The sequence below is a fragment of the Nonomuraea turkmeniaca genome (assembly GCF_005889735.1).
Classification (GTDB): domain Bacteria; phylum Actinomycetota; class Actinomycetes; order Streptosporangiales; family Streptosporangiaceae; genus Nonomuraea; species Nonomuraea turkmeniaca.
Map to the genome: position 1 here is coordinate 1 of NZ_VCKY01000093.1, position 21,113 is coordinate 21,113.

The 21,113-nt window shown below is 70.8% G+C and carries 22 protein-coding genes; 8 read left to right on the forward strand and 14 right to left on the reverse strand.

Features of this window, described 5'->3' with window-relative positions; genetic code table 11:
• Positions 1–131 precede the first annotated feature (131 nt).
• From ETD86_RS25810 to ETD86_RS25830, 6 genes are all read right to left on the reverse strand, one after another.
• Positions 132–536, reverse strand: coding sequence for an MmcQ/YjbR family DNA-binding protein (locus ETD86_RS25810; RefSeq protein WP_138668753.1), 405 nt, complete (start codon positions 534–536; stop codon positions 132–134).
• 31 nt (positions 537–567) lie between these two features.
• Positions 568–1,599: a hypothetical protein gene (locus ETD86_RS25815; RefSeq protein WP_138668754.1), complete on the reverse strand. Its 1,032-nt coding sequence runs from the start codon at positions 1,597–1,599 to the stop codon at positions 568–570.
• Complete coding sequence (locus ETD86_RS55410; RefSeq protein WP_170223262.1) at positions 1,596–1,745, reverse strand: hypothetical protein; 150 nt, start codon at positions 1,743–1,745, stop codon at positions 1,596–1,598. The genes ETD86_RS25815 and ETD86_RS55410 overlap by 4 nt, the downstream gene beginning before the upstream one ends.
• A gap of 17 nt (positions 1,746–1,762) precedes the next feature.
• Positions 1,763–2,539, reverse strand: a complete 777-nt coding sequence (locus ETD86_RS25820) for an ABC transporter permease (RefSeq protein WP_138668755.1) — start codon at positions 2,537–2,539, stop codon at positions 1,763–1,765.
• Positions 2,536–3,459, reverse strand: a complete 924-nt coding sequence (locus ETD86_RS25825; RefSeq protein WP_211370308.1) for an ABC transporter ATP-binding protein — start codon at positions 3,457–3,459, stop codon at positions 2,536–2,538. The genes ETD86_RS25820 and ETD86_RS25825 overlap by 4 nt, the downstream gene beginning before the upstream one ends.
• 103 nt (positions 3,460–3,562) lie before the next feature.
• Complete coding sequence (locus tag ETD86_RS25830; RefSeq protein ID WP_138668757.1) at positions 3,563–4,444, reverse strand: hypothetical protein; 882 nt, start codon at positions 4,442–4,444, stop codon at positions 3,563–3,565.
• A 234-nt stretch (positions 4,445–4,678) separates the two neighbouring features.
• Between ETD86_RS25830 and ETD86_RS25835 the strand changes: the two genes are divergently transcribed.
• Together ETD86_RS25835 and pip are read left to right on the forward strand one after the other, a co-directional pair.
• On the forward strand, positions 4,679–5,236 hold the full coding sequence (locus tag ETD86_RS25835; protein ID WP_211370309.1) for a DUF6624 domain-containing protein: 558 nt from the start codon (positions 4,679–4,681) through the stop codon (positions 5,234–5,236).
• Between the two features lie 49 nt (positions 5,237–5,285).
• Positions 5,286–6,245, forward strand: a complete 960-nt coding sequence (gene pip, locus ETD86_RS25840; protein ID WP_138668758.1) for a prolyl aminopeptidase — start codon at positions 5,286–5,288, stop codon at positions 6,243–6,245.
• Between the two features lie 194 nt (positions 6,246–6,439).
• On the opposite strand, the gene ETD86_RS25845 is transcribed toward pip, so the two are convergent.
• The gene (locus ETD86_RS25845; RefSeq protein ID WP_138668759.1) at positions 6,440–7,162 is read right to left on the reverse strand and encodes a TetR family transcriptional regulator; all 723 of its coding nucleotides are present in this window, start codon (positions 7,160–7,162) and stop codon (positions 6,440–6,442) included.
• Positions 7,163–7,241: 79 nt separating this feature from the next.
• Between ETD86_RS25845 and ETD86_RS25850 the strand changes: the two genes are divergently transcribed.
• The gene (locus ETD86_RS25850) at positions 7,242–8,363 is read left to right on the forward strand and encodes an FAD-dependent monooxygenase (protein WP_138668760.1); all 1,122 of its coding nucleotides are present in this window, start codon (positions 7,242–7,244) and stop codon (positions 8,361–8,363) included.
• A gap of 9 nt (positions 8,364–8,372) precedes the next feature.
• Here the strand turns inward: ETD86_RS25850 and ETD86_RS25855 are convergent, their stop codons facing one another.
• Positions 8,373–8,993 carry a LysE family transporter gene (locus ETD86_RS25855; protein ID WP_138668761.1) on the reverse strand — a complete coding sequence of 207 codons (621 nt, stop codon included), beginning with the start codon at positions 8,991–8,993 and terminating at the stop codon, positions 8,373–8,375.
• A gap of 38 nt (positions 8,994–9,031) precedes the next feature.
• Positions 9,032–9,874: a helix-turn-helix domain-containing protein gene (locus tag ETD86_RS25860; RefSeq protein WP_138668762.1), complete on the reverse strand. Its 843-nt coding sequence runs from the start codon at positions 9,872–9,874 to the stop codon at positions 9,032–9,034.
• A gap of 409 nt (positions 9,875–10,283) precedes the next feature.
• Between ETD86_RS25860 and ETD86_RS25865 the strand changes: the two genes are divergently transcribed.
• Positions 10,284–13,787 carry a S8 family serine peptidase gene (locus ETD86_RS25865; protein WP_246148156.1) on the forward strand — a complete coding sequence of 1,168 codons (3,504 nt, stop codon included), beginning with the start codon at positions 10,284–10,286 and terminating at the stop codon, positions 13,785–13,787.
• 168 nt (positions 13,788–13,955) lie between these two features.
• Here ETD86_RS25865 and ETD86_RS25870 read toward each other — a convergent pair whose 3' ends face one another.
• On the reverse strand, positions 13,956–14,435 hold the full coding sequence (locus tag ETD86_RS25870; protein WP_138668764.1) for a VOC family protein: 480 nt from the start codon (positions 14,433–14,435) through the stop codon (positions 13,956–13,958).
• A gap of 86 nt (positions 14,436–14,521) precedes the next feature.
• Here ETD86_RS25870 and ETD86_RS25875 point away from each other — a divergent pair, with 86 nt between their 5' ends.
• Positions 14,522–15,481, forward strand: a complete 960-nt coding sequence (locus ETD86_RS25875) for a helix-turn-helix transcriptional regulator (protein ID WP_138668765.1) — start codon at positions 14,522–14,524, stop codon at positions 15,479–15,481.
• Here the strand turns inward: ETD86_RS25875 and ETD86_RS25880 are convergent.
• Complete coding sequence (locus ETD86_RS25880; protein WP_138668766.1) at positions 15,441–16,226, reverse strand: alpha/beta fold hydrolase; 786 nt, start codon at positions 16,224–16,226, stop codon at positions 15,441–15,443. The two genes, ETD86_RS25875 and ETD86_RS25880, sit on opposite strands and share 41 nt — an antisense overlap.
• Before the next feature lie 106 nt (positions 16,227–16,332).
• On the opposite strand from ETD86_RS25880, the gene ETD86_RS25885 reads away from it, so the two are divergent.
• Together ETD86_RS25885 and ETD86_RS25890 are read left to right on the forward strand one after the other, a co-directional pair.
• Complete coding sequence (locus ETD86_RS25885) at positions 16,333–16,752, forward strand: YciI family protein (protein ID WP_138668767.1); 420 nt, start codon at positions 16,333–16,335, stop codon at positions 16,750–16,752.
• Positions 16,668–17,996 (forward strand): RNA polymerase sigma factor, encoded by a 1,329-nt coding sequence (locus tag ETD86_RS25890; RefSeq protein WP_425465654.1) that lies wholly within the window; start codon positions 16,668–16,670, stop codon positions 17,994–17,996. The genes ETD86_RS25885 and ETD86_RS25890 overlap by 85 nt, the downstream gene beginning before the upstream one ends.
• A 438-nt stretch (positions 17,997–18,434) precedes the next feature.
• On the opposite strand, the gene ETD86_RS25895 is transcribed toward ETD86_RS25890, so the two are convergent.
• A complete protein-coding gene (locus ETD86_RS25895) occupies positions 18,435–18,635 on the reverse strand; it encodes a hypothetical protein (RefSeq protein WP_138668768.1) in 201 nt (66 codons plus the stop codon).
• A 45-nt stretch (positions 18,636–18,680) separates the two neighbouring features.
• Between ETD86_RS25895 and ETD86_RS25900 the strand changes: the two genes are divergently transcribed.
• The gene (locus ETD86_RS25900; RefSeq protein ID WP_138668769.1) at positions 18,681–19,109 is read left to right on the forward strand and encodes a MerR family transcriptional regulator; all 429 of its coding nucleotides are present in this window, start codon (positions 18,681–18,683) and stop codon (positions 19,107–19,109) included.
• A gap of 241 nt (positions 19,110–19,350) precedes the next feature.
• Here ETD86_RS25900 and ETD86_RS25905 read toward each other — a convergent pair whose 3' ends face one another.
• A complete protein-coding gene (locus ETD86_RS25905; RefSeq protein ID WP_138668770.1) occupies positions 19,351–20,283 on the reverse strand; it encodes a DUF5996 family protein in 933 nt (310 codons plus the stop codon).
• Positions 20,284–20,296: 13 nt separating this feature from the next.
• The gene (locus ETD86_RS25910) at positions 20,297–21,088 is read right to left on the reverse strand and encodes an MBL fold metallo-hydrolase (protein WP_138668771.1); all 792 of its coding nucleotides are present in this window, start codon (positions 21,086–21,088) and stop codon (positions 20,297–20,299) included.
• Between the last annotated feature and the right edge of the window lie 25 nt (positions 21,089–21,113).

A 21,113-nucleotide genomic window follows, 5' to 3' on the forward strand; every position in this document is an offset into this window, starting at 1 on the left:
GGCGTGCGCCGGGGGCAGCGGGTGCTGAAGGGGGGTCACATTCGCGAGAGTACGCCGCACTTCGCGCGTTCGCCGGATTCTCCGATGGTTTGTGTCTGTTGCTCGCGTTTGGAGGGGGCCGCGGCCGGGGCTCAGGGGCCGTGCGCCCGCGGATGCTCGGCGTCGTACGCCGCCACGGCGCGCTTGCCCGCCGTCATCCGCCAGGCCTGCTCCAGCAGCGCGCCGATCTCCGCCCAGTCGGGCTCGACCTCGTGCAACTCCACACCGACCCAAGACTTGACGTAGGCGGGCCGGAAGTAACGTGCCGGGTCGGCGGCCATCAACGTCTCCAGCTCGCCCGGCGGTGCCTTCACAGCGAGCGTCAGCCGCCCGTCCCCGTGATGGTCGACGAGCAACCACGCGATCCGCTTACGTCCCAGCACCAGCCCGACGTGCCCGAAGGAGTCCTCGGCCACCACCCCGGGCAGCCCGCCGACCAGCTCGGCCAGCCGCCCGCGCACCCGCACGACGTCCCCATCCGTCCAACCGCCTGCCATGCCACGCAGCCTAGAACCCGGCACCGACAGTTCAGGCCCCGGCGCCCAGCGCGATCGGCCAGACCACGAGCAGGTACGACTCGGCAGGCCGGTTCGACGGCCGCTCGCCCCGGCGCGAACGGCCGTGGACACGCAGGCCGTAGCGGCCGGCGCCCTGGTAGGTCAGGTTTGGGGGGTCCTCGTCGTGGTAGGTCGACATGCCCTCGACCCGCATGATGCCGGTCGTCGTAACGAACTCGATCTCCTCGGCCTCCTCCCAGCTCGAAACGGGCATACGAGCCCCGGACCGCTCCCACCGCACGTGGACTCCCACCATGCCCCGGCCCTTGAGCGTCCTGATGACCACCGCGTCGGGCACCGCGCCGACCAGGCCCTCGGGCAGCGTCGGCTCGACGGCAGGGGGCTGGTACGGGTTGGCGACGCGTAACCGATGCTCCGTTGCCCTGGCAGCGCCCAGGACGGGCGTGGGCGGCGGGGGATTGGGGATCTGCCGGGCGAAGCGCCCCGGCTGGTGCTCCGGTCGAGCGTGCTCCCTGGCCCACCGCCGGATCTCGCTGCTCTTGTCCGGCAGCCCCAGCTCTTCGGCGACGCCCACGCCGAGCTTGGCGCGCGCCTCCGGCCCCACCTCGATGGGCCAGACCGTGACCAGGTAGAACTCGAACGGCACGTCCGGCACGGCGGCGGGATCGAGGTCGCGGCCACGGGCGTGGACGCGCATGCCGTAGCGACCGGGGCCCAGCGGGGTGAGGTTGGGGAGCGCCTCCGGCAGGTCCGCCATCATGCCGCACACCCGCATCTCGCCGGTGAAGGTGATCAGCTCGACCTCCTCCACCTCGTCCCATCCCTCGGCCGCGGGGGCGGAAGGCGAGTCGGTGAGCTGGACCGTGACGTCCACGGCTCCGGTATGAATGCCGGTCAGGATCACGGCCGCGCCGGGCGCCGATGCCGTCAGGCCGTTGGGGACACGCGTCGGGTGGTCCGCGCCCGATCCGTCCGTCACGAGCATCTGGTGGTAGCTCACGTGCACGTCCGCCCGGGCGGACGTGGGAGATGGCGTGCTCATCCAGGCCCCTTCTCTCGGTTCCACGGCGACCCGGTCGCCATCACCGTCGACACGGCGGGGAGGGCGAGCGCCGCGATCATGGAACCGGCGAACAGGGTCACCGCCACTGCGGCGATGACCCTGGTGCTGACGACGCGCGCGCTCATAGAGGGCAAGAGTACGGTCATGCCCGGCGCGGGTCCCATCGGAAATACCTGCGCGCGGACCACAGGCCGATCCCGACCCACAACAGGGCGATCCCGAGGCCCGCGGCCGAGACCTGGAAGCCCTCCAGGAAGCCGACCTTCGGCGCGGCGGCCTGCCCGTAGTCGCGCCCCAGATAGGCGGTGCGGATCATGGTCACGATCGGGGTCAGCGGCATCAGCTCCGCCACCCGCTGCCCCCACTCGGGCAGGACCGACAGCGGGAACATCATCCCCGCCCCCAACAGGCTGCCGAACAACACCGGCAGCGCCACCAGCTGCGCCACCTCGTAGTTCGGGATGAGCCCCGCCGTGCCGATCGCCAGCGCCGCGAACACGGCCGCCCCGAGCAGGAACGCCACCAGCATGAGCGGGACGTTCCGCGGCAGCGGCCCCCCCACCACCGCCATCACGTACGCCAGGATCGCCACACCCTGCACGGCCCCGATCAGGGTCGCGTGCAGCACGTCACCGGCGAAGATCGCGCTGGTGGGCAGGGCGCTGCCGCGCAGCCGCTTGTAGACGCGCTCCTCGCGGCGCACGACGATGCCCGACGTGATCGTCATGTACGAGAACGGGAAGACCACGGCCAGCGCCCCCACCGCGCCGGCCACTTCGGCGCCGGCGACCGAGTTCGCGGTGTTCACGAAGGCCAGGAACAGCGGCAGCAGCAACACGGTGAACGCCAGGCCACGCTGCCGCAACATGACCGTGAAGTCGAGCCGCGTCTGCGCCCACGCCATAGAAGCCCAGTTCATGCCGCCACCTTCTCCGTCTCGGCCACCTCGAGGAAGATCTCTTCGAGCGACGGCCTGCGTACCTCGAGGCCGTCCAGCTCCCAGCCGTGCTCGTCCGCCCACTCCAGCAGCGTCCGCAAGTCCCGCTGCGGCTCGTGGGTCTCGACCGTGTACGCGTCGCCGTCCAGCTTGATCGAGCGCAGCCCCAGCCCCGGTTCGTACGGCAGGTCGCTGGGGCGCACGGCAGGCAGCCGGAACCTGATGCGGGTGCCCCGATCGCCGAGCACGCGCGCGAGCGTGCCCTCGGTCACGATGCGGCCCGCATGCATGATCGCCAGGCGCTCCGCGAGCTGCTGGGCCTCGTCCAGGTAGTGGGTGGTGAGCAGCACCGTCGTGCCCTCCGTGACCATGCCCTTGATCAGCTCCCAGACGTTGCGCCGCGCCTCCGGGTCGAGACCGGTCGTGGGCTCGTCGAGGAACAGCACGTCAGGGCGCCCCAGCACGGCAAGGGCCAGGTCGAGCCGGCGTTTCTCACCGCCGGACAGCTGCTCGACGCGTACCTGAGCCCGGTGGCCGAGCCCGACCCGCTCCAGCACCGCGCCGCGCTCCAGGGCGTGCGGCGTCCACCGCCGCCAGGCGTCCACGGTCTCGGCGACTGTGAGGTCCTTGTAGAAGCCGGCCTCCTGCAGCACGATGCCCATCCGGTGCCGCACCTCCGCCCGCTCGGCGAACGGGTCGTGGCCGAGCACGCGTACCTGGCCCTCGGTGGGGGCGTGATAGCCCTCCAGCACGTCGAGCGTCGTGGTCTTGCCCGCCCCGTTGGTGCCGAGCAAGGCGTACAGCTCGCCGCGGGCGACCTCGAAGGCGATGCCGCGGACCGCCTCGAAGTCGTCGTACCTTTGGTGCAGATCCCGCACCTCGATCGCTGCTGTCGTGTTCACGGGCCCCACTCTGCCGGTGGGTGGCCCTGTACCGGCAGTGTGCGATCTCAGCTACGGCCTGGGAACTTCGCGGGAATCGAGGCTGACATTTGTCATGGAAGGCTCAGCCGAAGATCCCGTTGAGCAAGGCCGGGATCCCGATGAACTCCAGGAGCGACTGGCCCGTGGACCGCTCCTGCGCCGAGACCGTCAGGGTGAAACCGTCGTCCTCGGTGCAGCCGGCCGGGTCGGCCAGGAACTCGTCGACCTCGTGCGAGAAGGCCACGGCGTCGTCCCACCACACCAGGCCCGTGACCGGGCTCGTCGTGGGCGCGGTCGGTGCGCAGGTTGCCGGCGTGCTGGCCAGCCAGTCGACGAACGCCACCCGCTCGGCCGAGTTGAGCGGCCTGGTGCCCTGCGACCAGGTGCCCGAGGTGGTGCCCTGCGACCATGTGCCCGAGGTGGTGCCCTGCGACCATGTGCCCGGGGTGTTGGCCTGTGACCACGTGCCGGGGGTGGCCTGTGACGATGTGGCCGGGGTCGTCGCCTGTGACGACGTGCCTTGGGTGGTGGTGGTCTGTGACCATGTGCCCGGGGTCGTCGCCTGTGACGGCGTGCCCTGGGTGGTCGACGGCGACCACGCGCCAGGGGCGGGGTAGTGCCGGCTGCATGCCTTCATCCGCTCGACGAGCGCCTCGAGCAGCCGTATGTGCGGGTCGAGAACGGGCTGTGGTGCTGAGGTGGTGAGCGGGGCCGGAGCCGGTTGCACGGGAGGCTGAGTCGCCTTCGCTGCATGTCCTGCGGCGATCTCCTCCAAGATCTTCTTGACCTCGTCGGTGTAGACGGGGCTGGTCAGCGGCGAAGGCGACGACACGTTGATCTTCGTCATGTCGTGGGCGCTGCCGCACAGCGCCAGGTTGGCGGGGACCTGCTCGGCCGCCGCCGGCCCGGTGGCCAGCAGCAGTCCGGAAGCGGCGGCGAATACGGCGATGGCGAGCTTGTGCATGATGCTCCCTGCGGGTGAATATCCGGTGATCCGCAGTGATCATTCCCTTGGCTACCTTGGGATTAGTTCATAATTGGATCTAGCACTCTTTGCCGCGGAGGGCCCGGTTCGCACGCCTCGTGAACTCCTCAAAAGTGCCCGCGACGACGTAAGAGGAAAGTCGTGCGGCACCTGGACCGCGCCGTCGTCCGAGGTGGCGTGATCCTCAGCCGGCCCTCGCGGGGAGGAGCGGACATGCGTGCACTGGTGGTGTGGTCGTTCGCCGTCCTCATGACGGTCGCGGCCTGCGGCGACGGCCCGCCCTCCCATCCCGGGTCACGCGCCGAGCTGTTGCAGATGCTGAAGGTCGACCAGGAGGTCCGGACCCTGAAGGCGTCCGAGGAGGACTGGGACCGGGTGGACAGGGCCAACACCGACCGCATGCGCCAGATCCTCGACGCGCACGGCTGGCCGGGCCACACGATGGTCGGCGAGGACGGCGCGCACGCCGCCTGGGCGCTCATCCAGCACGCCGACCGCGATCTCCACCTGCAGCGGCGCGGCCTGGAGTTGATGCGCCAGGCCGTCGAGAAGGGCGAGGCGGACCCCTCCGACCTGGCCTATCTCGTGGACCGGGTGCGGGTGGCGGAGAAGAAGCCGCAGGTGTACGGCACGCAGTGGGAGACCGATCCGCAGGGGAACTGGCGTCCCCGTACCCCGATCGAGAACGCGGCAAAGGTGGACGAACGGCGCGCGGACGTCGGGCTGAAGCCGCTGAAGGAGTACGTGGAGGAGCTCAAGTCGCTCGAGTGACGGCTAACATATAAGCGCTGTTATATCCCCTTTGAGAGGAGCCGTTCGCTTGTATCCCCCGATCGAGCCATACGACCACGGCATGCTGGACGTCGGCGACGGCAACCTCGTCTACTGGGAGGTCTGCGGCAACCCCGAGGGCAAGCCCGCCGTCGTCGTGCACGGCGGGCCTGGCTCGGGCTGCTCGCTCAGCATGCGGAAGACCTTCGACCCGGAGCGTTACCGGATCGTCCTGTTCGACCAGCGCAACTGCGGCCGCAGCCGGCCGCACGCCAGTGACCCGGCGACCGACCTGAGCGCCAACACCACGCCTCACCTGATCGCCGACATGGAGCTGCTGCGCGAGCACCTCGGCATCGACAGATGGCTGCTGTACGGCGGCTCGTGGGGCTCGACGCTGATCCTGGCCTACGCCGAAGCACATCCCGAGCGCGTGTCGGAGATCGTCATCCCCGCAGTGACCACCACCCGCCGCTTTGAGATCGACTGGCTCTACCGCGGCGTCGGCAGGTTCTTCCCCGAGGAGTGGGAGCGGTTCAGGCAGGGCGTGCCGGAGGCCGACCGCGACGGCGACACCTTCGCGCTGCTGGCGGCGTACTCGCGGCTCCTGGCCGACCCTGACCCCGCCGTCCGCGAGAAGGCCGCCCTCGACTGGGTCACCTGGGAGGACGCGGTGATCTCCCTGGAGACCAACGGCAAGCCGAACGCCTACAGCGACCGGCCCGCCGACGCCGTGATGGCCATGACGCGGATCTGCTCGCACTACTTCTCCAACGGCGCCTGGCTGGAGGAGGGCGTGCTGTTGCGCGAGGCCGGACGGCTGGCGGGCATCCCCGGCGTGCTCATCCACGGCCGTCTGGACCTGGGCGGGCCGCCCGACACGGCGTGGCACCTGGCTCAGGCGTGGCCCGACGCCAAGCTGGTCGTGGTGAACGACTCCGGGCACACCGGCAGCGAGACGATGCGGAAGGAGATCTTCGCGGCCCTGGACGCCTTCGCCGGCCGGTAGGGGTGTGGAACCCCACGGCTCGCGATCATCTGAGGGCTTGAGGACGGCGCCCGGTGACCATCGCCGCGCCGTCGGTCGATTCCGTACGGTGAGCCGCGGGTTCGCACGATCACGACGGTAACCGCGGCGCCCGTCCGGACACCACTCATTTAAACGATCTCTGTCTCAAAAGTGTCGCGAATTGTGTCTCGAAATCAGCTGCCGGCGAGGTGCCGGTAGAGCGTCGCGCGGGACACGCCGAGGGTGCGGGCGATCTCGGCGGCGGTGTGCCGGCCGGAGGCGTGCATGCGACGCGCCGTCTCCACCGCTTCCGGGCTCAACGCCCCTGGCCGGCCGCGCCGGCGGCCTTCCTGCCGCGGCGCCTCCCGGCTCGGGGCCCGCTCCTCCAGCAGGCGTTCCACCCCTGACAGCACGGCGGGCCGGACCAGCTCGGCGGGCAGGTCGGCGAACATCACGACGGGGTCGCTGAGCATGGCGAACGCCTGCACCGCCCGGATCCTCGCCACGTGGTCCGCGAGCGGGCCGGAGATGATGTGCTCGGCGAGGACGGCGGCGTCTCGAAAACGTTCGAAGATGGGCTCCTCGGAGGCGAGTGCCAGGTCCCGCAACTGCAGCCGGAGCAGGTATCGGTGGGTCAGCCACACGTCGAGCAGGCCCTCGATCACCGCCCACCGCCGCCGGTGCTCGTCGCCCGGCGGCAGGCGGTTGGCCGCGGCGAGGGCGGCCTCCATGTCGGCCAGCATCGGCTCGGCGAGCGCCGCGATGATGGCGCCCTTGCTGGGGAAATGGTAGAGGACCGCGGTCTTGGTCAGCCCCAGGCGTTCGGCGATCTCGCGGATCGAGGTGGCGTGGTAGCCGCGTGCGGCGAACAGGTCGAGAGCCACCTGGAGGATCCGCGAGCGAGTGTCGTCCGTCACGCCGCCGATTCTACGCAGTTGCCTGACCCGGGGTCTGGAGCTTAGAGTGACGCCTGACCGATGGTCAGGGAGGACAGATATGAGCGGGCGCATTCTGATCGCGGGGGCGAGCATCGCGGGGACGACGCTGGCGTACTGGCTGGCCAGGCACGGGCTGCGGCCCACGGTGGTCGAGCGGGCTCCAGAGCCGCGCATGGGCGGGAACGGCGTCGATCTGCGGGACGAGGCGATGGCGGTGGCCGAGCGGATGGGGATCATGCCGCAAGTCCGGGAGGCGGCGGCGGACGTGCGGGGCATCAAGTTCGTCGACGCCGACGACCGGGCCGTGGCCCGCATCGACATGAGCCGGCTGCAGAGCGGAGGCGGTGAGGTCGAGATCATGCGCGGCGACTTGGTCAGGCTGCTCCACGAGGCGGCCGGACCGGGCGTCGAGCATCTCTTCGGCACCGCCGTCCAGGGCATCGAGCAGGACGGCGACGGGGTGACGGTGTCCTTCGAAGGGGGTGCGAGCAGGCGGTTCGACCTGGTGGTCGGTGCGGACGGACTGCACTCCACGGTGCGGCGGCTGGCCTTCGGACCCGAGAGCGGGTCGGTGCGGCACATGGGGCACTACTTCGCCTTCGCCAAGGCGGACGCGGCGCTGGCGGAGGACCGCTGCGTCACGATGTACAACCTGCCGGGCAAGATGGCCGGCGTCTACCGGTCGGGCAACCACGCACAGGCCAGGGCCTACTTCATCTTCCGGTCGGAGCCGCTGACCTATGACCACCGCGACACCGGGGAGCACAAGCGGCTGGTACGGCAGGCATTCGGGCACGAGACCTCGTGGCGGGTGCGGGAGCTGCTGGCCGGCGCGCTCGACGATCCCGACTTCTACTTCGACGCGCTGAGCCAGGTCCGCATGCCGTCGTGGTCGTCGGGGCGGGTGGCGCTAGCCGGCGACGCCGCCCACTGCGCGGCGCCCGCGTCGGGGGCGGGGGCCGAGCTGGCGATCGTGGGGGCGTACCGGCTGGCGGAGGCGCTCGCGACCGCCCCCGACCACACCGCGGCCTTCCGGCAGTACCAGGAGGGACACAGAGGGCTGGTCAGGCGCGAGCAGCGGATCGGGCCCAATGTGCGCATGATGGTGCCGAAGAACCGCCTCGGGATGTGGACCAGGAACGTGCTGGTCCGATCGCCGCTCGTCAGCGGAGGCGCGTGATGGGGTCCGTCAGTGCGTGGCCAGGCGGGCGGCGAGGAGCGCGGCGAAGACGATCAGGGACACCCCGCAGGCCGCCTCCAGGAGGCGTACCGCCAAGGGCGGCAACGCTCTGCGGAGCAGGGCGATGAGGCCCGCCGAGATGAAGCACCAGGCCAGAGAGGACGTCATGAAGCCGGTGAAGAAGACGGCGAGGCCGGTCATGCTCGCGTCCCGCCCCAGGACGGCGCTGACGGCACCGGCTGCGCCCGACCAGTAGACGACGTTCCAGGGGTTGCCGAGCGACATGGCCGCCCCGACCATGAGCGCGCCATGTCGTGAACGGTCGCCGGAGCCCACCTCGGTACGCGGGAACGCCGCGTCACGCAGCGCCGTCACCCCGAGCCAGCCCAGCAACAGGCACCCGGCCACCGTCAGCGGGACGCGCAGAGCAGGCACCGCGAACAACGCCCCGACGCCGGCCAGCCCGAGCAGCGCCCACACGGCGTCCCCGGCCAGCGACCCGACCTGCACCGCGAACGCCGGGCCGAAGCCGCCTCGCACGCCTCGCCGCAGCGACTCGCTGAAGACCGCTCCCGGCGCGGCGTTGAACAACAACCCGATCCAGAGGGCCAGAAAGAAAATCTCCGACATGACGGTCAATGTGCCGGTCGCGTTCCTCGGGAGTCTTGTCAGATGTTGACGCGGCGGTAGCGGCCGGGGGTCACGGCGTACGCGGCCGTGAAATGCCGGTGGAAATGTGCCTGGTCGGCGAATCCCAAGGCGTGGGCGACGTCGGCCACCGGCTCGCCGCGCCGCAGCCGCCGACGCCCCTCCGCCAGCCGCGCCTGCAGGTGCCACGCGTACGGCGGGCAGCCGGTGGCCCGGGTGAACGAGCGGATGAGGTGTTCGCGGGACATCCCGGCATCCTCGGCGAGGCCGGCCAGGGAGGGCGGGCTGGACAGGTCACCACGGAGCCGGTCGAGCACGGCGGCGATCCTGGCGTCGCCGGGGGAGCGCCGGCCGGCGCCACGCGTGCCGGGGTGGCTCCATCCGGCGCCGCCCGTGTCGGGGTGGCTCCATCCGGCGCCGCCCGTGTCGGCCGCCAGATCCAGGAGGCGCAGCAGGATCAGGGTCAGGCGTTCCTCGATCAGCGCCGGGTCGCCGCCCGGCAGGTCCCTGGCCGCCCGCAGGAGCTCCGCACGGAGCGGGGCGGAGCGGACGACCGGGCGCTCGAAGTCCACCGGTGCGCCGCCGGTCAGCGCGGTGAGCACGGCAGACGGCACATACCAGCTCACGCACGCGAACGCCGTCCCGTCCGGTGTCCGCGTCGTGCAGGACTGGACCTGGCCGGGGTTGTAGACGGTCACTTCGTCCAGGTCCACGTCGAACGAGGCGCGGTCCAGGCGCACCGCCTCGCGGCCGCACAGGTTGGTGCTGATCACGTACTCGTCGTGGCTGTGCCGCGGGAACCCGCCGGACGCCGGTCTGACGATCGCCAGCTGCGTGCCGTTCACGTCCCTGACCTGCTGCATACCGGAAAGGTTAGGTCATATGGGAGGAACCAGGACAAAGTAGTGGCGAGCGGATCCTTGTCGCGCTGGACGTCGAGGTCGTCGGCGGGCATCCGGTTCCAGAGGAACAACATCAGGTCCGACGCCGTGCCGCCCGATCGCGGCTCGTGCGCTGCTGTGGTGTCGTGATCCCGCCACATGGCTCGAACTCGCCACCCCGGAAAAGACCCGCGCCGCTCGAGCCTGCGGACCGGAGAACCGCAGCTAGCTGCCGCTTTTCAGGGCTTGCACGGTGAGATGGGCCCTTTGGCCACGAATGTTAAATCTCGTTTCCCGCCCTTGCGACCGAACACATGATCCATTCACGATGCTGCCCGGTGGGTTCACGAGATCCCACCAACCTCCCGAGGGCGCTGTTCAAGGAGATCGTGTGTCCATTCCCCGTCCTTGGCGAGCGGTCCTGATCGGGACCGCGCTCGCCGTGATGGCTGTCCAGACCCCCGCGGTCGCACAGGCCCCACCGGAGGCCGACAAGATCGATCGGGTGGTCCGAGCCGATCTGGCCGCCGACGACAAGGCCACCTTCTGGGTACGGCTGAAGGACAAGGCCGACCTGCGATCGGCGCGTACGGCCAAGACCAAGGCCGACAAGGGCCGGCAGGTCTACCGGATGAAGACGGAGACCGCCACCGCCTCCCAAGCCGGCGTCCGCAAGCTGCTCAAGTCCGCGGGGGCCGACTTCACCCCGTTCTGGATCGTCAACACGATCAAGGTGACCGGTGACGCCGACCTGGCGGCCGAGATCGCCAAACTTCCCGAGGTGGCCGAGATCGCCCCGGACGAGATCATCGAGTTACCGGAGCCCAAGACAGGCGTCGCCCAGGCGATGGCCGGCACGGTCGAGTGGAACGTCGACCGCGTCAACGCTCCCAAGGTCTGGGACGAGCTGGGCGACCGCGGCGAGGGCATCGTCATCGCCAGCCTCGACAGCGGCGTGCAGTGGGACCACCCGGCGCTGATCGGCGGCTACCGCGGCACGCAGGCCGACGGCACGGTGGACCACAACTACAACTGGTACGACCCGACCGGCGCGTGCCCGAACCGCACGCCCTGCGACGACCGGGGCCACGGCACCCACGTCACGGGCACCCTGGCCGGAGCCGGCGGCATCGGCGTCGCCCCCGGCGCCAAGTGGATCACGACCAAGGGATGCGGCATCGGCGGTTGCCCCGGCTACGCGTTGCTGGCCGCCGGCGAGTGGATTCTCGCCCCCACCGACCTCGGCCTCCAGAACCCGCGCCCCGACCTCGCGCCGGACATCGTCAACAACTCCTGGGGCCGCGCCGGCCTGGACCTCTGGTACAAGGAGATCGTCGAGGCGTGGGTGGCCGCGGGCATCTTCCCCGCCTTCTCCAACGGCAACAACGGCCCTGAGTGCACCACCACCGGCTCGCCCGGCGGGTACGCCGCCGCCTACAGCGCGGGCTCGTTCGACGTCAACGGCGCCATCATGCCCGAATCCTCCCGCGGCCCGGGCGAGAACGGCGAGGTCAAGCCGAACATCGCCGCGCCCGGCGTCAACGTGCGCTCGGCCGTGCCCGGCAGCGCGTACGGGATCAAGAGCGGCACGTCGATGGCCAGCCCGCACGTCGCCGCGACGGTGGCGCTGATGTGGTCGGCGTCCCCCGCCCTGCGGGGCGACGTCGAGGCGACGCGGGCGCTGCTCGACGGCTCGGCCTCCGACGTCGACGCCACGTACTGCGGGGGCACCGCCGCCGACAACTTCACCTTCGGCGAGGGAAAGCTCGACGCCTACGCCGCGGTCAAGGCCACTCCGGCCGGTGAGCTGGGCACGCTGACCGGCAAGGTCACCTCGGAGGGTGACCCGGTCGCCGGGGCGACCATCAGCGTCTCCGGGCCGCTGAGCCGTACGGTGCCCACCGGCCAGGACGGGACGTACACGCTGCCCCGGCTGCTGAGTGGCGACTACGAGATCACCGTCAAGAAGTTCGGCTACGACGACGCCACCTCCACCGCCACCGTCGCCGACAACCAGACGGCCACCAAGGATCTGACGATGACGCCGCAGCCCATGAGCACGGTGTCGGGCATGGTCTCCAGCACCGGCGTGCCCGAGGCGGGTGTCACGGTGAGCGCGGCCGGCACCCCGGCCACGGCCGTCACCGACGCCGCCGGCCGCTACGAGCTCCAGCTGCCCCACAAGGAGTACGACCTCAACGCCGTGCCGCCCTCGCGCTGCTCGACCGAGAAGACCGTGCCGGTCACGGTGACCGGGGCGACGACCAAGGACATCGAGCTCCCCGCCAACGCCGACGCCTACGGCCACACCTGCAGGAGCGGCAGGGAGCCGTACGTCGAGGCCACCGACAAGCAGCCGCTCACCTGGGACGACGAGTATCAGACGATCGACCTGCCGTTCGCCTTCCCGTTCTACGGCAAGACCTACACCAGCGGCATGGCCAGCACCAACGGGTTCCTGTCCTTCGGCGGCCATCGTTACTCGTACCCGAACAACATGCCGCTGCCCACCACGGGCGCACCCAACGCCGGCATCTACCCCTACTGGGACGACCTGGCCCTGGACGAGCAGGGCGGCCTCTACACCGCCACGCTCGGCACCGCGCCGAACCGCACGTTCGTCATCGAATGGCGCAACGCGCGCTTCTACGACCACAACGAGTGGTTCTCGTTCGAGGCGCTGCTCGGAGAGGACGGCTCCATCGGGTTCCGCTACCGCGGCATCGCCACCTCGCGCGCGGCCGGCGAGGGCGCCACGATCGGCATCGAGAACGGCGACGGCACGGACGCGCTGCAGTACTCCGCCGACCTCGCCGCCATCGCCGACGGCCAGAGCCTCGGCTTCGCCGCACGGCAGCACGGCCTGGTGACCGGCACCGTCGCCGACGCCAACGACGGCAAGCCGCTGGCCGGCGCGACGGTCAAGGTGGGCGCGGCCGCCTCCTTCACCACCGGGGCCGACGGCACGTTCTTCGGCCAGGCGCCGGCCGGTGACCACGTGCTGGAGGTCGCGGCGGAGAACTACGGCACCCTCACCAAGGACGTCACGGTCAAGGCCGGCGAGCGCAACCTGCTGGACACCGCGCTGACCACCGGCCGGGTGACGGCCTCCACGGATCACCTCACCCTGGTCATGCCGGCCGCAGCCGACAGGAAGGGCACCGTCGAGCTGACCAACACGGGCGCGGACACCACGTACACGATCGAGATCGACCCCGGACAGAGCGGCTGGCTCGGCGCCACCCCGGCCGGCGGCGAGATCGCGGCGGGCACGTCGGCGACCCTGGAGGTCACGGCGTCCAGCGCGGGCATGGAGCCTGGGAGCGTACGCACGGGCGTGCTGGTGGTGCGCTCGGCCAGCGGGCGCAATCCGGCCTTTCCGGTGCTGGTGTCCGTGGTCGTGCCCAAGCACCAGGTGGCCGTGGACGCGGGCGGTGGCCGGAGCGTGACCGACGCGGCCGGCGACACCTGGGCGGCCGACCGCAGGTACACCCCCGGCAGGCACGGCTACCTCGCCGAGTCCGACAGGACGAGCAGCACTGGCGAGACGATCGCGGGCACGAACGAGCAGAAGTTGTTCGGCAGCGTGCGCGAGGACATGCGCGAGTACCGGTTCGACAACGTCCCCGACGGCGTCTACACCGTTGAGCTGGGCTTCGCCGAGACCCGGCACAAGCAGCCCGGCAAGCGGGTCTTCGACGTGGCCATCGAAGGGGCGCCCTTCCTCTGGGGGCTCGACCTGGTCCGCGAGGCCGGGCCGAACACGGCGGTCAGCCGCCGGTTCACGGTGCGGGTCACGGACGGCCACCTCAACGTGACCTTCCACAAACGGATCGGCGACCCGGTCCTGAGCTTCATCCGGATCACCGAACGTCCCGACAGGGCGGTCTCCTAGAAGTCGGCGATGGCCCGCACCCTCCGGGGGGCGGGCCATCGCTCGTCGTGTGCCGCGCCTGTGGCGGCGTCGAGCCGGGTGCGGTGGCCGGCACGGGAGATGTTCGACCACACCCCGCCAGTACACCCGTCCGTCCGCCCGCAGCGCCTGGGCAATAGGGCCGCCGGCTCATGACCTGCCGGGGAAGAAGTCCGCGCTCTGGACGTACTCCATCGCCTTCGTGAACTCCGGGTCACTCATGCGGCGCTCCCACTCCTCCGCCGAGACGTCCTCGATGTGGGTCTGGATCCACCACAGGTTCCCGAACGGATCCCGCACCCGCCCCACCCGGTCGCCGAAGGCCAGGTGCGTGACCTCCGTGACCGACGTCCCGCCCGCCGCGACGGCCTGGCGGTGGGTGGCGTCGGCGTCGGGCACGAACAGGCGCAGGAAGCCCGGCGTCGGCGGCCATTCCGGCCTCGCGTCGAACAACATCACGATCGCGTCCCCGATCCGCACTTCCGCGTGCCCGATGCGGCCCTCGGCGTCGACGAAGCGGTCCAGCTCCACGGCGTCGAAGGCACGCACGATCCAGTCGATGAGCCCGGCCGCGTCGTGCGAGATGAGCCACGGCGTGATGGTGGTGTAGCCCTCGGGCTTGAAGGTCATGGTTCCTCCCGGGAAAGTGCGGATATCAGCACGCTATTCCGGAAGTAGGTCATAACCTGTCCTACATAAGGCGGCATTCTGGATGCGTGAGCGATTCCCGCCTCCTCAGCCTGCTGTCGCTGCTCCAGACACCGCGCGAGTGGCCGGGCGGCGAGCTGGCCGAGCGCCTCGGCGTCAGCCGCCGCACCATCCGGCGCGACATCGATCGCCTGCGTGCCCTCGGCTACCCGGTCGATGCCACCATGGGCGCCGACGGCGGCTACCGGCTCGTCGCGGGCCGGGCCATGCCGCCGCTGCTGCTGGACGACGAGGAGGCGGTGGCCATCGCGGTCGGCCTGGCCACGGCGGCCAGGCATCCGGTGCAGGGCATCGAGGAGGCGTCGGTACGGGCGCTGGCCAAGCTGGAGCAGGTGCTGCCGTCCCGCCTGCGCTACCGGGTGCGGTCCCTGGGCGGCGCCACGGTCCCGCTGCCCGCCGTCGAGACGGCCGAGGTCGATCCGCAGCGGCTGACCACGCTGGCGACGGCCGTGGCCAACCGGGAGCGGGTGCGCTTCGGTTACCGGTCCAACGATGGCGCCACCAGCACACGCCTGGTCGATCCACACCGCTTGGTCGCGGCCGGGCGGCGCTGGTACCTGCTCGGGCACGATCACGATCGCGGGGACTGGCGGATCTACCGCATCGACCGCATCGCGGACCTGCGCGCGACCGGCGCCAGGATCACGCCGCGCGAGCCGCCTGCCGGGGACGCCGCCGCGTACGTGCGGGACAAGCTCTACTCGACGGCGCCCACCTACGAGGCCGTCGTCACCCTGCACATGCCGGTCACGGAGGTGATCAGGGGACTGGGCGAGGTCACCGAGGTCGACGAGCGGACCTGCCGGCTGCGCACGCACGGCGACACGCTGGACTGGCTGGCGTTCCGGCTGCTCGGGCTGGGCTGCGAGTTCGAGGTGCACGAGCCGCCCGAGCTGGCCCCGCACCTGCGCGTGCTGTCCGCCCGCCTCAACCGAGCGGCCGGCCCGCCAGGAACTCCAGCACCATAGGACTCGCGATCTCGCGGAACTCCTCGAAGTACGCGTGCCGTGCCCCCTCGATCCACCGCAGCTCCGCCCCGGGGATCCGCCCGGCCAGCAGCGGCGCGTTGGCCGCCGGGTTGAACACGTCGTCGGTCCCGTGCACCACCAGCGTGGGAGCCGCGATGGACGGCAGCACGTCCCAGCTGTCATGCCCAGCGCTGGCGGCCAGGTGGCGGCGGCGGGCGTGCGCGGGCATGTCGCGGTCGCCGACCGTGTGGTAGGGGCCGGAGTGCGTGGCCAGCCAGGCCGGGGTGTACATGAGCTCCAGCAGCGCCCGCCCGGCCGCCGCGCGGTCCGGCTGGGTCAGCGACCTGCGGACGTCGTTGCCGCGCTCCACGCCGTGCGCGCCGCCCGGCGAGCTGCACCCGAGCACCAGCGCCCCGACCCGCTCGGGATGATCGGCCGCCACCCACTGGGCCACCCGCCCGCCCATCGACGTCCCGTACACGTGCGCCTGCCGCACCCCCAGCTCGTCCAGCACGACCACCACGTCGGTGGCGAAGCCCCGGGTCGTGTACGGCTCGTCCGGTTTGTCGCTGCCGCCCGTGCCCCGGTAGTCGAAGGTGATCGTGCGGTAGGCGGCGAAATCGTCCCGTACCGGGTCCCACCAATGATGGTTGTTCGCCTGGCCCTGCAGCAGGACGAGCGGCGGCCCGTCGCCGCGGACCTGGTACGACAGCTTGACGCCGTCCGCTGTGGTTGCGTATGACACGCCTACGATCCTGCCAGGGAGGAAAAATCTCCCGGCAAGAGGTCCGGTACGTCGTCCCGGCTCCGACGTCCCACGTGAAAGACCCGGAAGAGAGGGACACCAAGCCATGAAGTACATGATCCTTTCCTACGCCTCACAGCGGGACTACGACTCCATGTCGGGCAAGGACGCCGACGGCCTGCCCGCCTGGACCCAGGAGGACATGACGGCCATGGGCGAGTTCATGACGACCGTCAACAAGGAACTCGAGGAGGCGGGCGAGCTGGTCGAGACCCGCGGCCTGGCCGCGCCGGTCCACACGCGCAGGGTGGGCGCCCGCGACGGCCAGGCGTTCGTCACCGACGGGCCGTACGCCGAGACCCAGGAGGTGCTGGCCGGCTACTGGATCGTGGAGTGCGACGGCATCGACCGGGCCACTGAGATCGCCGCCCGCCTGGGGCAGTGCCCGTACCCGGGCAACGCCTACGACAACGCCTACGCCGACATCCGGCCCATTGCCGAGTCGGCCGACGACATGGGGTTCTGATCGACGAGCCACGGCCCGAGGACCTGCTGCGCGAGCTGGCGCCGCAGGTCCTCGGCGCGCTCGTCCGGCGCTACGGGCATTTCGCCACCGCCGAGGACGCCGTGCAGGAGGCGCTGCTCGCCGCCGCCGCGCAGTGGCCGAAGGAGGGTAGACCGGACGACCCGCGTGCCTGGCTGATCACGGTGGCCGCGCGCCGGCTGACCGACCTGCTCCGCAGCGAGCAGGCCCGCCGGCGGCGCGAGGACGCCGTGGCCGCGTGGACATTGCCGGGCGACTGGCTCGCACCCGCCGCCGACCAGCCGGTCGCCGCTTCGGACGACACGCTCGTGCTGCTGTTCATGTGCTGCCACCCGTCGCTGACGCCCTCCTCCCAGATCGCGCTCACGCTCCGCGCGGTCGGCGGCCTCACCACCCCCGAGATCGCCCGGGCGTTCCTGGTGCCCGAGGGGACGATGACGCGCCGCATCACGCGGGCCAAGCAGCGCGTCAAGGACAGCGGGATGCGCTTCCGCCTGCCCGGCGAGTCCGAGCGCGCCGAACGGCTCGCCGCTGTCCTGCACGTGCTCTACCTGATCTTCAACGAGGGGTACGCCAGCACGTCCGGACCCGACCTGCAACGCGCCGAGCTGGCCGCCGAGGCGATCAGGCTGGCCCGCATCGTCCACCGGCTGCTGCCCGAGGACGCCGAGGTGGCCGGGCTGCTCGCGCTCATGTTGCTCACCGACGCCCGTCGCCCCGCCCGCACCGGCCCCGATGGCGCGCTGATCCCGATGGCCGAGCAGGATCGCGGCCTGTGGAACGCCGCCCAGATCGAGGAGGGGATCGCGCTCGTGACGGGCGCGCTCACCCGGGGGACGCCCGGGCCGTACCAGCTGCAGGCGGCCATCGCGGCGGTGCACGACGAGGCGGCGAGCGCGGAGGAGACCGACTGGCCGCAGATCACGGCACTCTACGAGCTGCTGCTGCGGATGTCCGGCAACCCCATGGTGGCGCTCAACCACGCCGTGGCCGTGGCCATGTCACAGGGCCCGGCCGCCGGGCTCGCCCGGCTCGAACGGCTCGCCTCCGACGAGCGCATCGCCGGCGACCACCGGATGTACGCGGTCCGTGCCCACCTGCTGGAGATGAGCGGGGACCACGCGGCGGCGCGGGAGGCGTACGAGGAGGCGGCCGGACGCGCCATGAGCCTGCCGCAGCAGCGTTACCTCCACGCCAGGGCCGCCCGCTTGAAAGGCTCGGACTGATCGCCGGGGGCCGCCCGGCTGAATGGCTCAGGGTATGAACTGTTGCTGGCGCTCACTATGCGAACCTATGGGTGCCCGAAGAACTGTGGTCGGTTTCGCTGGGGCGATCGGTTGCGACTGAAGGTAATCGGACGGTAATGCTCAGTCACAGCCGGGTGCCTGACTGGCGCCCGGTCCCCGCCCCCATCGGTGTCCGCACCAACGGGATAGCGGGGCGGTGGCCCAAGAGCCGCACTCCCTCCAGGAATGCGGAGTCAGGCCCCGATAACGCGGTTCTCAGCCATGGTCCGCCCGGCTCGCCGGACGGACGCGGCGTCGGCTTCCACCGGATCGCTTCCCGGCCTCGGTCGGCATGCGACGAGGCCACGCTGATGTCCGTTTTACTCGTGTAAAGACAGAGAGCCGAAGACGCTCTTCAGCTCGTGCCGCTTCACGTCGCTAACAACTCCGACAGCCCGTCCTGGATCCGCGCCAGCTTTCCAGGACGTGCTCTCCTGCCCGGACGTCCAGCAGGGAGAGCACCTCGTTCTGCCGGTTGGTGTACAACATGAACCACCCCGCCAGCCGGCCGCGGAGACCGGAGGGGGAGGCGAAGGGCGAGTTGACGGGTCCGCCCGTGACCCACGACCTGATAGCCATACCTCCACCAAAACGGTTCAACCCGACTTGAGGTCAAATGGGGACATGGATCTCGTTCCCATCGGGGAAGCTGCCCGCCTCGTCGGCATGAATGCCTCCGCGCTGCGTTACTACGAGGAACGCGGCCTGGTCACCCCCGTCACGCGGAGCGGCGGCCGCCGCATGTACGGCAGGCAAGAGCTGCGGCGCCTGGCCTTCCTGCGGACGATGCAGCAACTCGGCATCCCTCTGGACACCGCGGGAGCCGTGCTGGACGCGCCGGGGGAGGCGTGGCGGGCGACCGCGGCCGAGCAGATCGACGTGCTGGAGCAGCTCGTCAACCGGGCCAAGGCGGCGCAGTGGGTGTTGCGGCACGCCATCGAGTGCCCGGCCGAGCACCCCGCCGTGGAGTGCGAGACCTGGATCGGGATGGTGGACCAGCTCCTCGAGGGCTACACGTTCGCCGAGCTAGCGGGGAAGCACTTGACGGAGTGAGTGCGCCCGCCCGGGCATGAGCCGCCGGAAAATTGTGCGGCGGGGCGGGGAATGTTCCGCCCGGGGGTGTGGTTACATAGATCGTGGCCGGTGTGTCCAGTGTCCCCGGGCCTCACCTATTGCCTTCGCGGACTACCGTTCGGCTGGAGCCGCGTTGTGCCTTTCGCCGAGAGGCGACCTGCACACCGGTGCGCACTCGTTGAGCGCCCGCCCTCCCCGGAGGGCGGGCGTTCTCGTCTTTTCACGCCTTGGCGTAGTACGGGTCCGTCACGCCACCACGGCAGGCCAGCGCCTCCGCGTCGAGGCCGGTCAGCCGGGCCCCCGCCTGGTAGGCGCTGTCCAGGAACTCCAGCACGCCGGCGACCGGATCCCCCATGGCGCGGACGTCGTCGTACCGCAGGACCGCCAGGTGGCTGCCGCGCGAGGCGATCCACTCGGCCTGTTCAGGGCGCAGCGGCTCTCGTTCCAGACCTTCGGGCTCCGGCGCGGTGTAGGAGTAGAACGCAGGCCACGGCCGCTCCCTGTCCCCGAACCAGAACCCCGCGCTGATGACCTCCCAGCTGTACGCTTCCCGCGTCACCGCATCGGCCTCCGGCGGGACCCGCACCACACTCCCGGTGAACCGCGTGACCGCGATGTCGAACGTGTGCCAGAAGTGGTGCACGGGACTGGTCTTGCCGGCGAAGTCCGCCGCGAACCGGTCGAGCAGCTGCGCCACCTGCGACAGGACCCGCCAATACCGGTTGATCAGCACCGGGTCGTAGCGGGCGTGCACCGTGTCATGAGCGAACGGCGTGTCGTCCCCGAGGTCGAACGGCACCGCCCAGATGTCCGGCCGGATCCCCAGCCCCGCCAGCGTGTCGAACAACCGATGGTAGAACGACGCCACCGACTGCCCGATCATGCTGAACTCCGCGCTCCGGCCGTCCAGCACATCCACGACCAAGCGGTGCCGTACGAGGTCGAAGTCGATGCTGAACAGCGGTTGCTCGCCCAGCCCGCCCATCGGCCGCGTGGTCAGCCCGCGCCCGGTCGGATGGAACGGCACCTGCCACCAGTGGTTACGCCGATTGCTCGACACCAACCGGATCTTGCCGACGATCTGCGCGAACCGGTGAAAGGTCTCCTTGGCCTCGGCCCACTCCGCGAGCGGCATGGCAGGGAAGAGCTCCATGACGGCATGGTAACTACCTTGGGTAATCGGCCAGCTCCCAGGGGTCGTGCGCGGAGATGACGCTCACCCCGTGGTCGCGGACGAGCGAGCGCAGGCGTTCCTGGCTCGACACGCGGCGCTCGGCGTCGACCTGCGAGTCCAGCTGCACGATGTCGAACAGCGGATGGGACTGGGGATCCTCGGACAGTTCGCCGTGGTAGAAGTACGCGTCCCCGGCGTGCAGCAGCCAGCGGTCACCGTCGCGGACGGCCACCCCGGCGTGCCCTTCCGTGTGCCCTTCGAGCGGCACGAGCAGGAACTCCTCCGGCAGGCCCGTGAGCGGCCGCACCCCCTCCACGCCCAGCCACTGCGTGCCCGTGCCGGGATAGGTGACCCAGCGGGGCTCGTGCGCCCAGTGGCCGGGCCGGTAGCGGCGGTTCGGCGCCTGCGCGAGCGCGGCCTTCAGCTCCGCCTCCATCACGTGCACCTGGGCCCCGGGGAAGTCCGGCAGGCCGCCGCTGTGGTCCACGTCCAGGTGGGTGAGCACGATGTGGCGCACGTCGGCGGGGTCGTGGCCGAGGGCGGCGATCTGCCGCACGGCGGTCTCCGCAGGCGCCAGCACCGGCTCGACGAGCTCCGTCCATTCGTGTTCCAGCAGCTCCGCGGGCCGGGTCACGTCGTCCATGCCGAGCCCGGCCTCCACCAGGACCAGCCCGGACGCCGGGGTCTCGATGAGCAGGGCGTGGCAGACCGCCCGCGCGGCCGGGCCGCCGTCGAGCGGGTTGATCTCGCGCATGGAGCCGAGATTGAGATGGTGAATTCGCATGCGGCTAGACTGCGACTTGAAGCGC

What these genes read in the sequence shown, in the direction of transcription:
- ETD86_RS25835 (WP_211370309.1), top strand. Translation starts at nt 4,679, where the DNA reads ATGCGTGCACTGGTGGTGTGGTCGTTCGCCGTCCTCATGACGGTCGCG.
- ETD86_RS25855 (WP_138668761.1), bottom strand. Translation starts at nt 8,993, where the DNA reads ATGTCGGAGATTTTCTTTCTGGCCCTCTGGATCGGGTTGTTGTTCAAC.
- ETD86_RS25850 (WP_138668760.1), top strand. Translation starts at nt 7,242, where the DNA reads ATGAGCGGGCGCATTCTGATCGCGGGGGCGAGCATCGCGGGGACGACG.
- ETD86_RS55410 (WP_170223262.1), bottom strand. Translation starts at nt 1,745, where the DNA reads ATGAGCGCGCGCGTCGTCAGCACCAGGGTCATCGCCGCAGTGGCGGTG.
- ETD86_RS25910 (WP_138668771.1), bottom strand. Translation starts at nt 21,088, where the DNA reads ATGCGAATTCACCATCTCAATCTCGGCTCCATGCGCGAGATCAACCCG.
- ETD86_RS25860 (WP_138668762.1), bottom strand. Translation starts at nt 9,874, where the DNA reads ATGCAGCAGGTCAGGGACGTGAACGGCACGCAGCTGGCGATCGTCAGA.
- ETD86_RS25905 (WP_138668770.1), bottom strand. Translation starts at nt 20,283, where the DNA reads ATGGAGCTCTTCCCTGCCATGCCGCTCGCGGAGTGGGCCGAGGCCAAG.
- ETD86_RS25815 (WP_138668754.1), bottom strand. Translation starts at nt 1,599, where the DNA reads ATGAGCACGCCATCTCCCACGTCCGCCCGGGCGGACGTGCACGTGAGC.
- ETD86_RS25895 (WP_138668768.1), bottom strand. Translation starts at nt 18,635, where the DNA reads ATGGCTATCAGGTCGTGGGTCACGGGCGGACCCGTCAACTCGCCCTTC.
- ETD86_RS25810 (WP_138668753.1), bottom strand. Translation starts at nt 536, where the DNA reads ATGGCAGGCGGTTGGACGGATGGGGACGTCGTGCGGGTGCGCGGGCGG.
- ETD86_RS25885 (WP_138668767.1), top strand. Translation starts at nt 16,333, where the DNA reads ATGAAGTACATGATCCTTTCCTACGCCTCACAGCGGGACTACGACTCC.
- ETD86_RS25830 (WP_138668757.1), bottom strand. Translation starts at nt 4,444, where the DNA reads ATGCACAAGCTCGCCATCGCCGTATTCGCCGCCGCTTCCGGACTGCTG.
- ETD86_RS25900 (WP_138668769.1), top strand. Translation starts at nt 18,681, where the DNA reads ATGGATCTCGTTCCCATCGGGGAAGCTGCCCGCCTCGTCGGCATGAAT.
- ETD86_RS25820 (WP_138668755.1), bottom strand. Translation starts at nt 2,539, where the DNA reads ATGAACTGGGCTTCTATGGCGTGGGCGCAGACGCGGCTCGACTTCACG.
- ETD86_RS25870 (WP_138668764.1), bottom strand. Translation starts at nt 14,435, where the DNA reads ATGACCTTCAAGCCCGAGGGCTACACCACCATCACGCCGTGGCTCATC.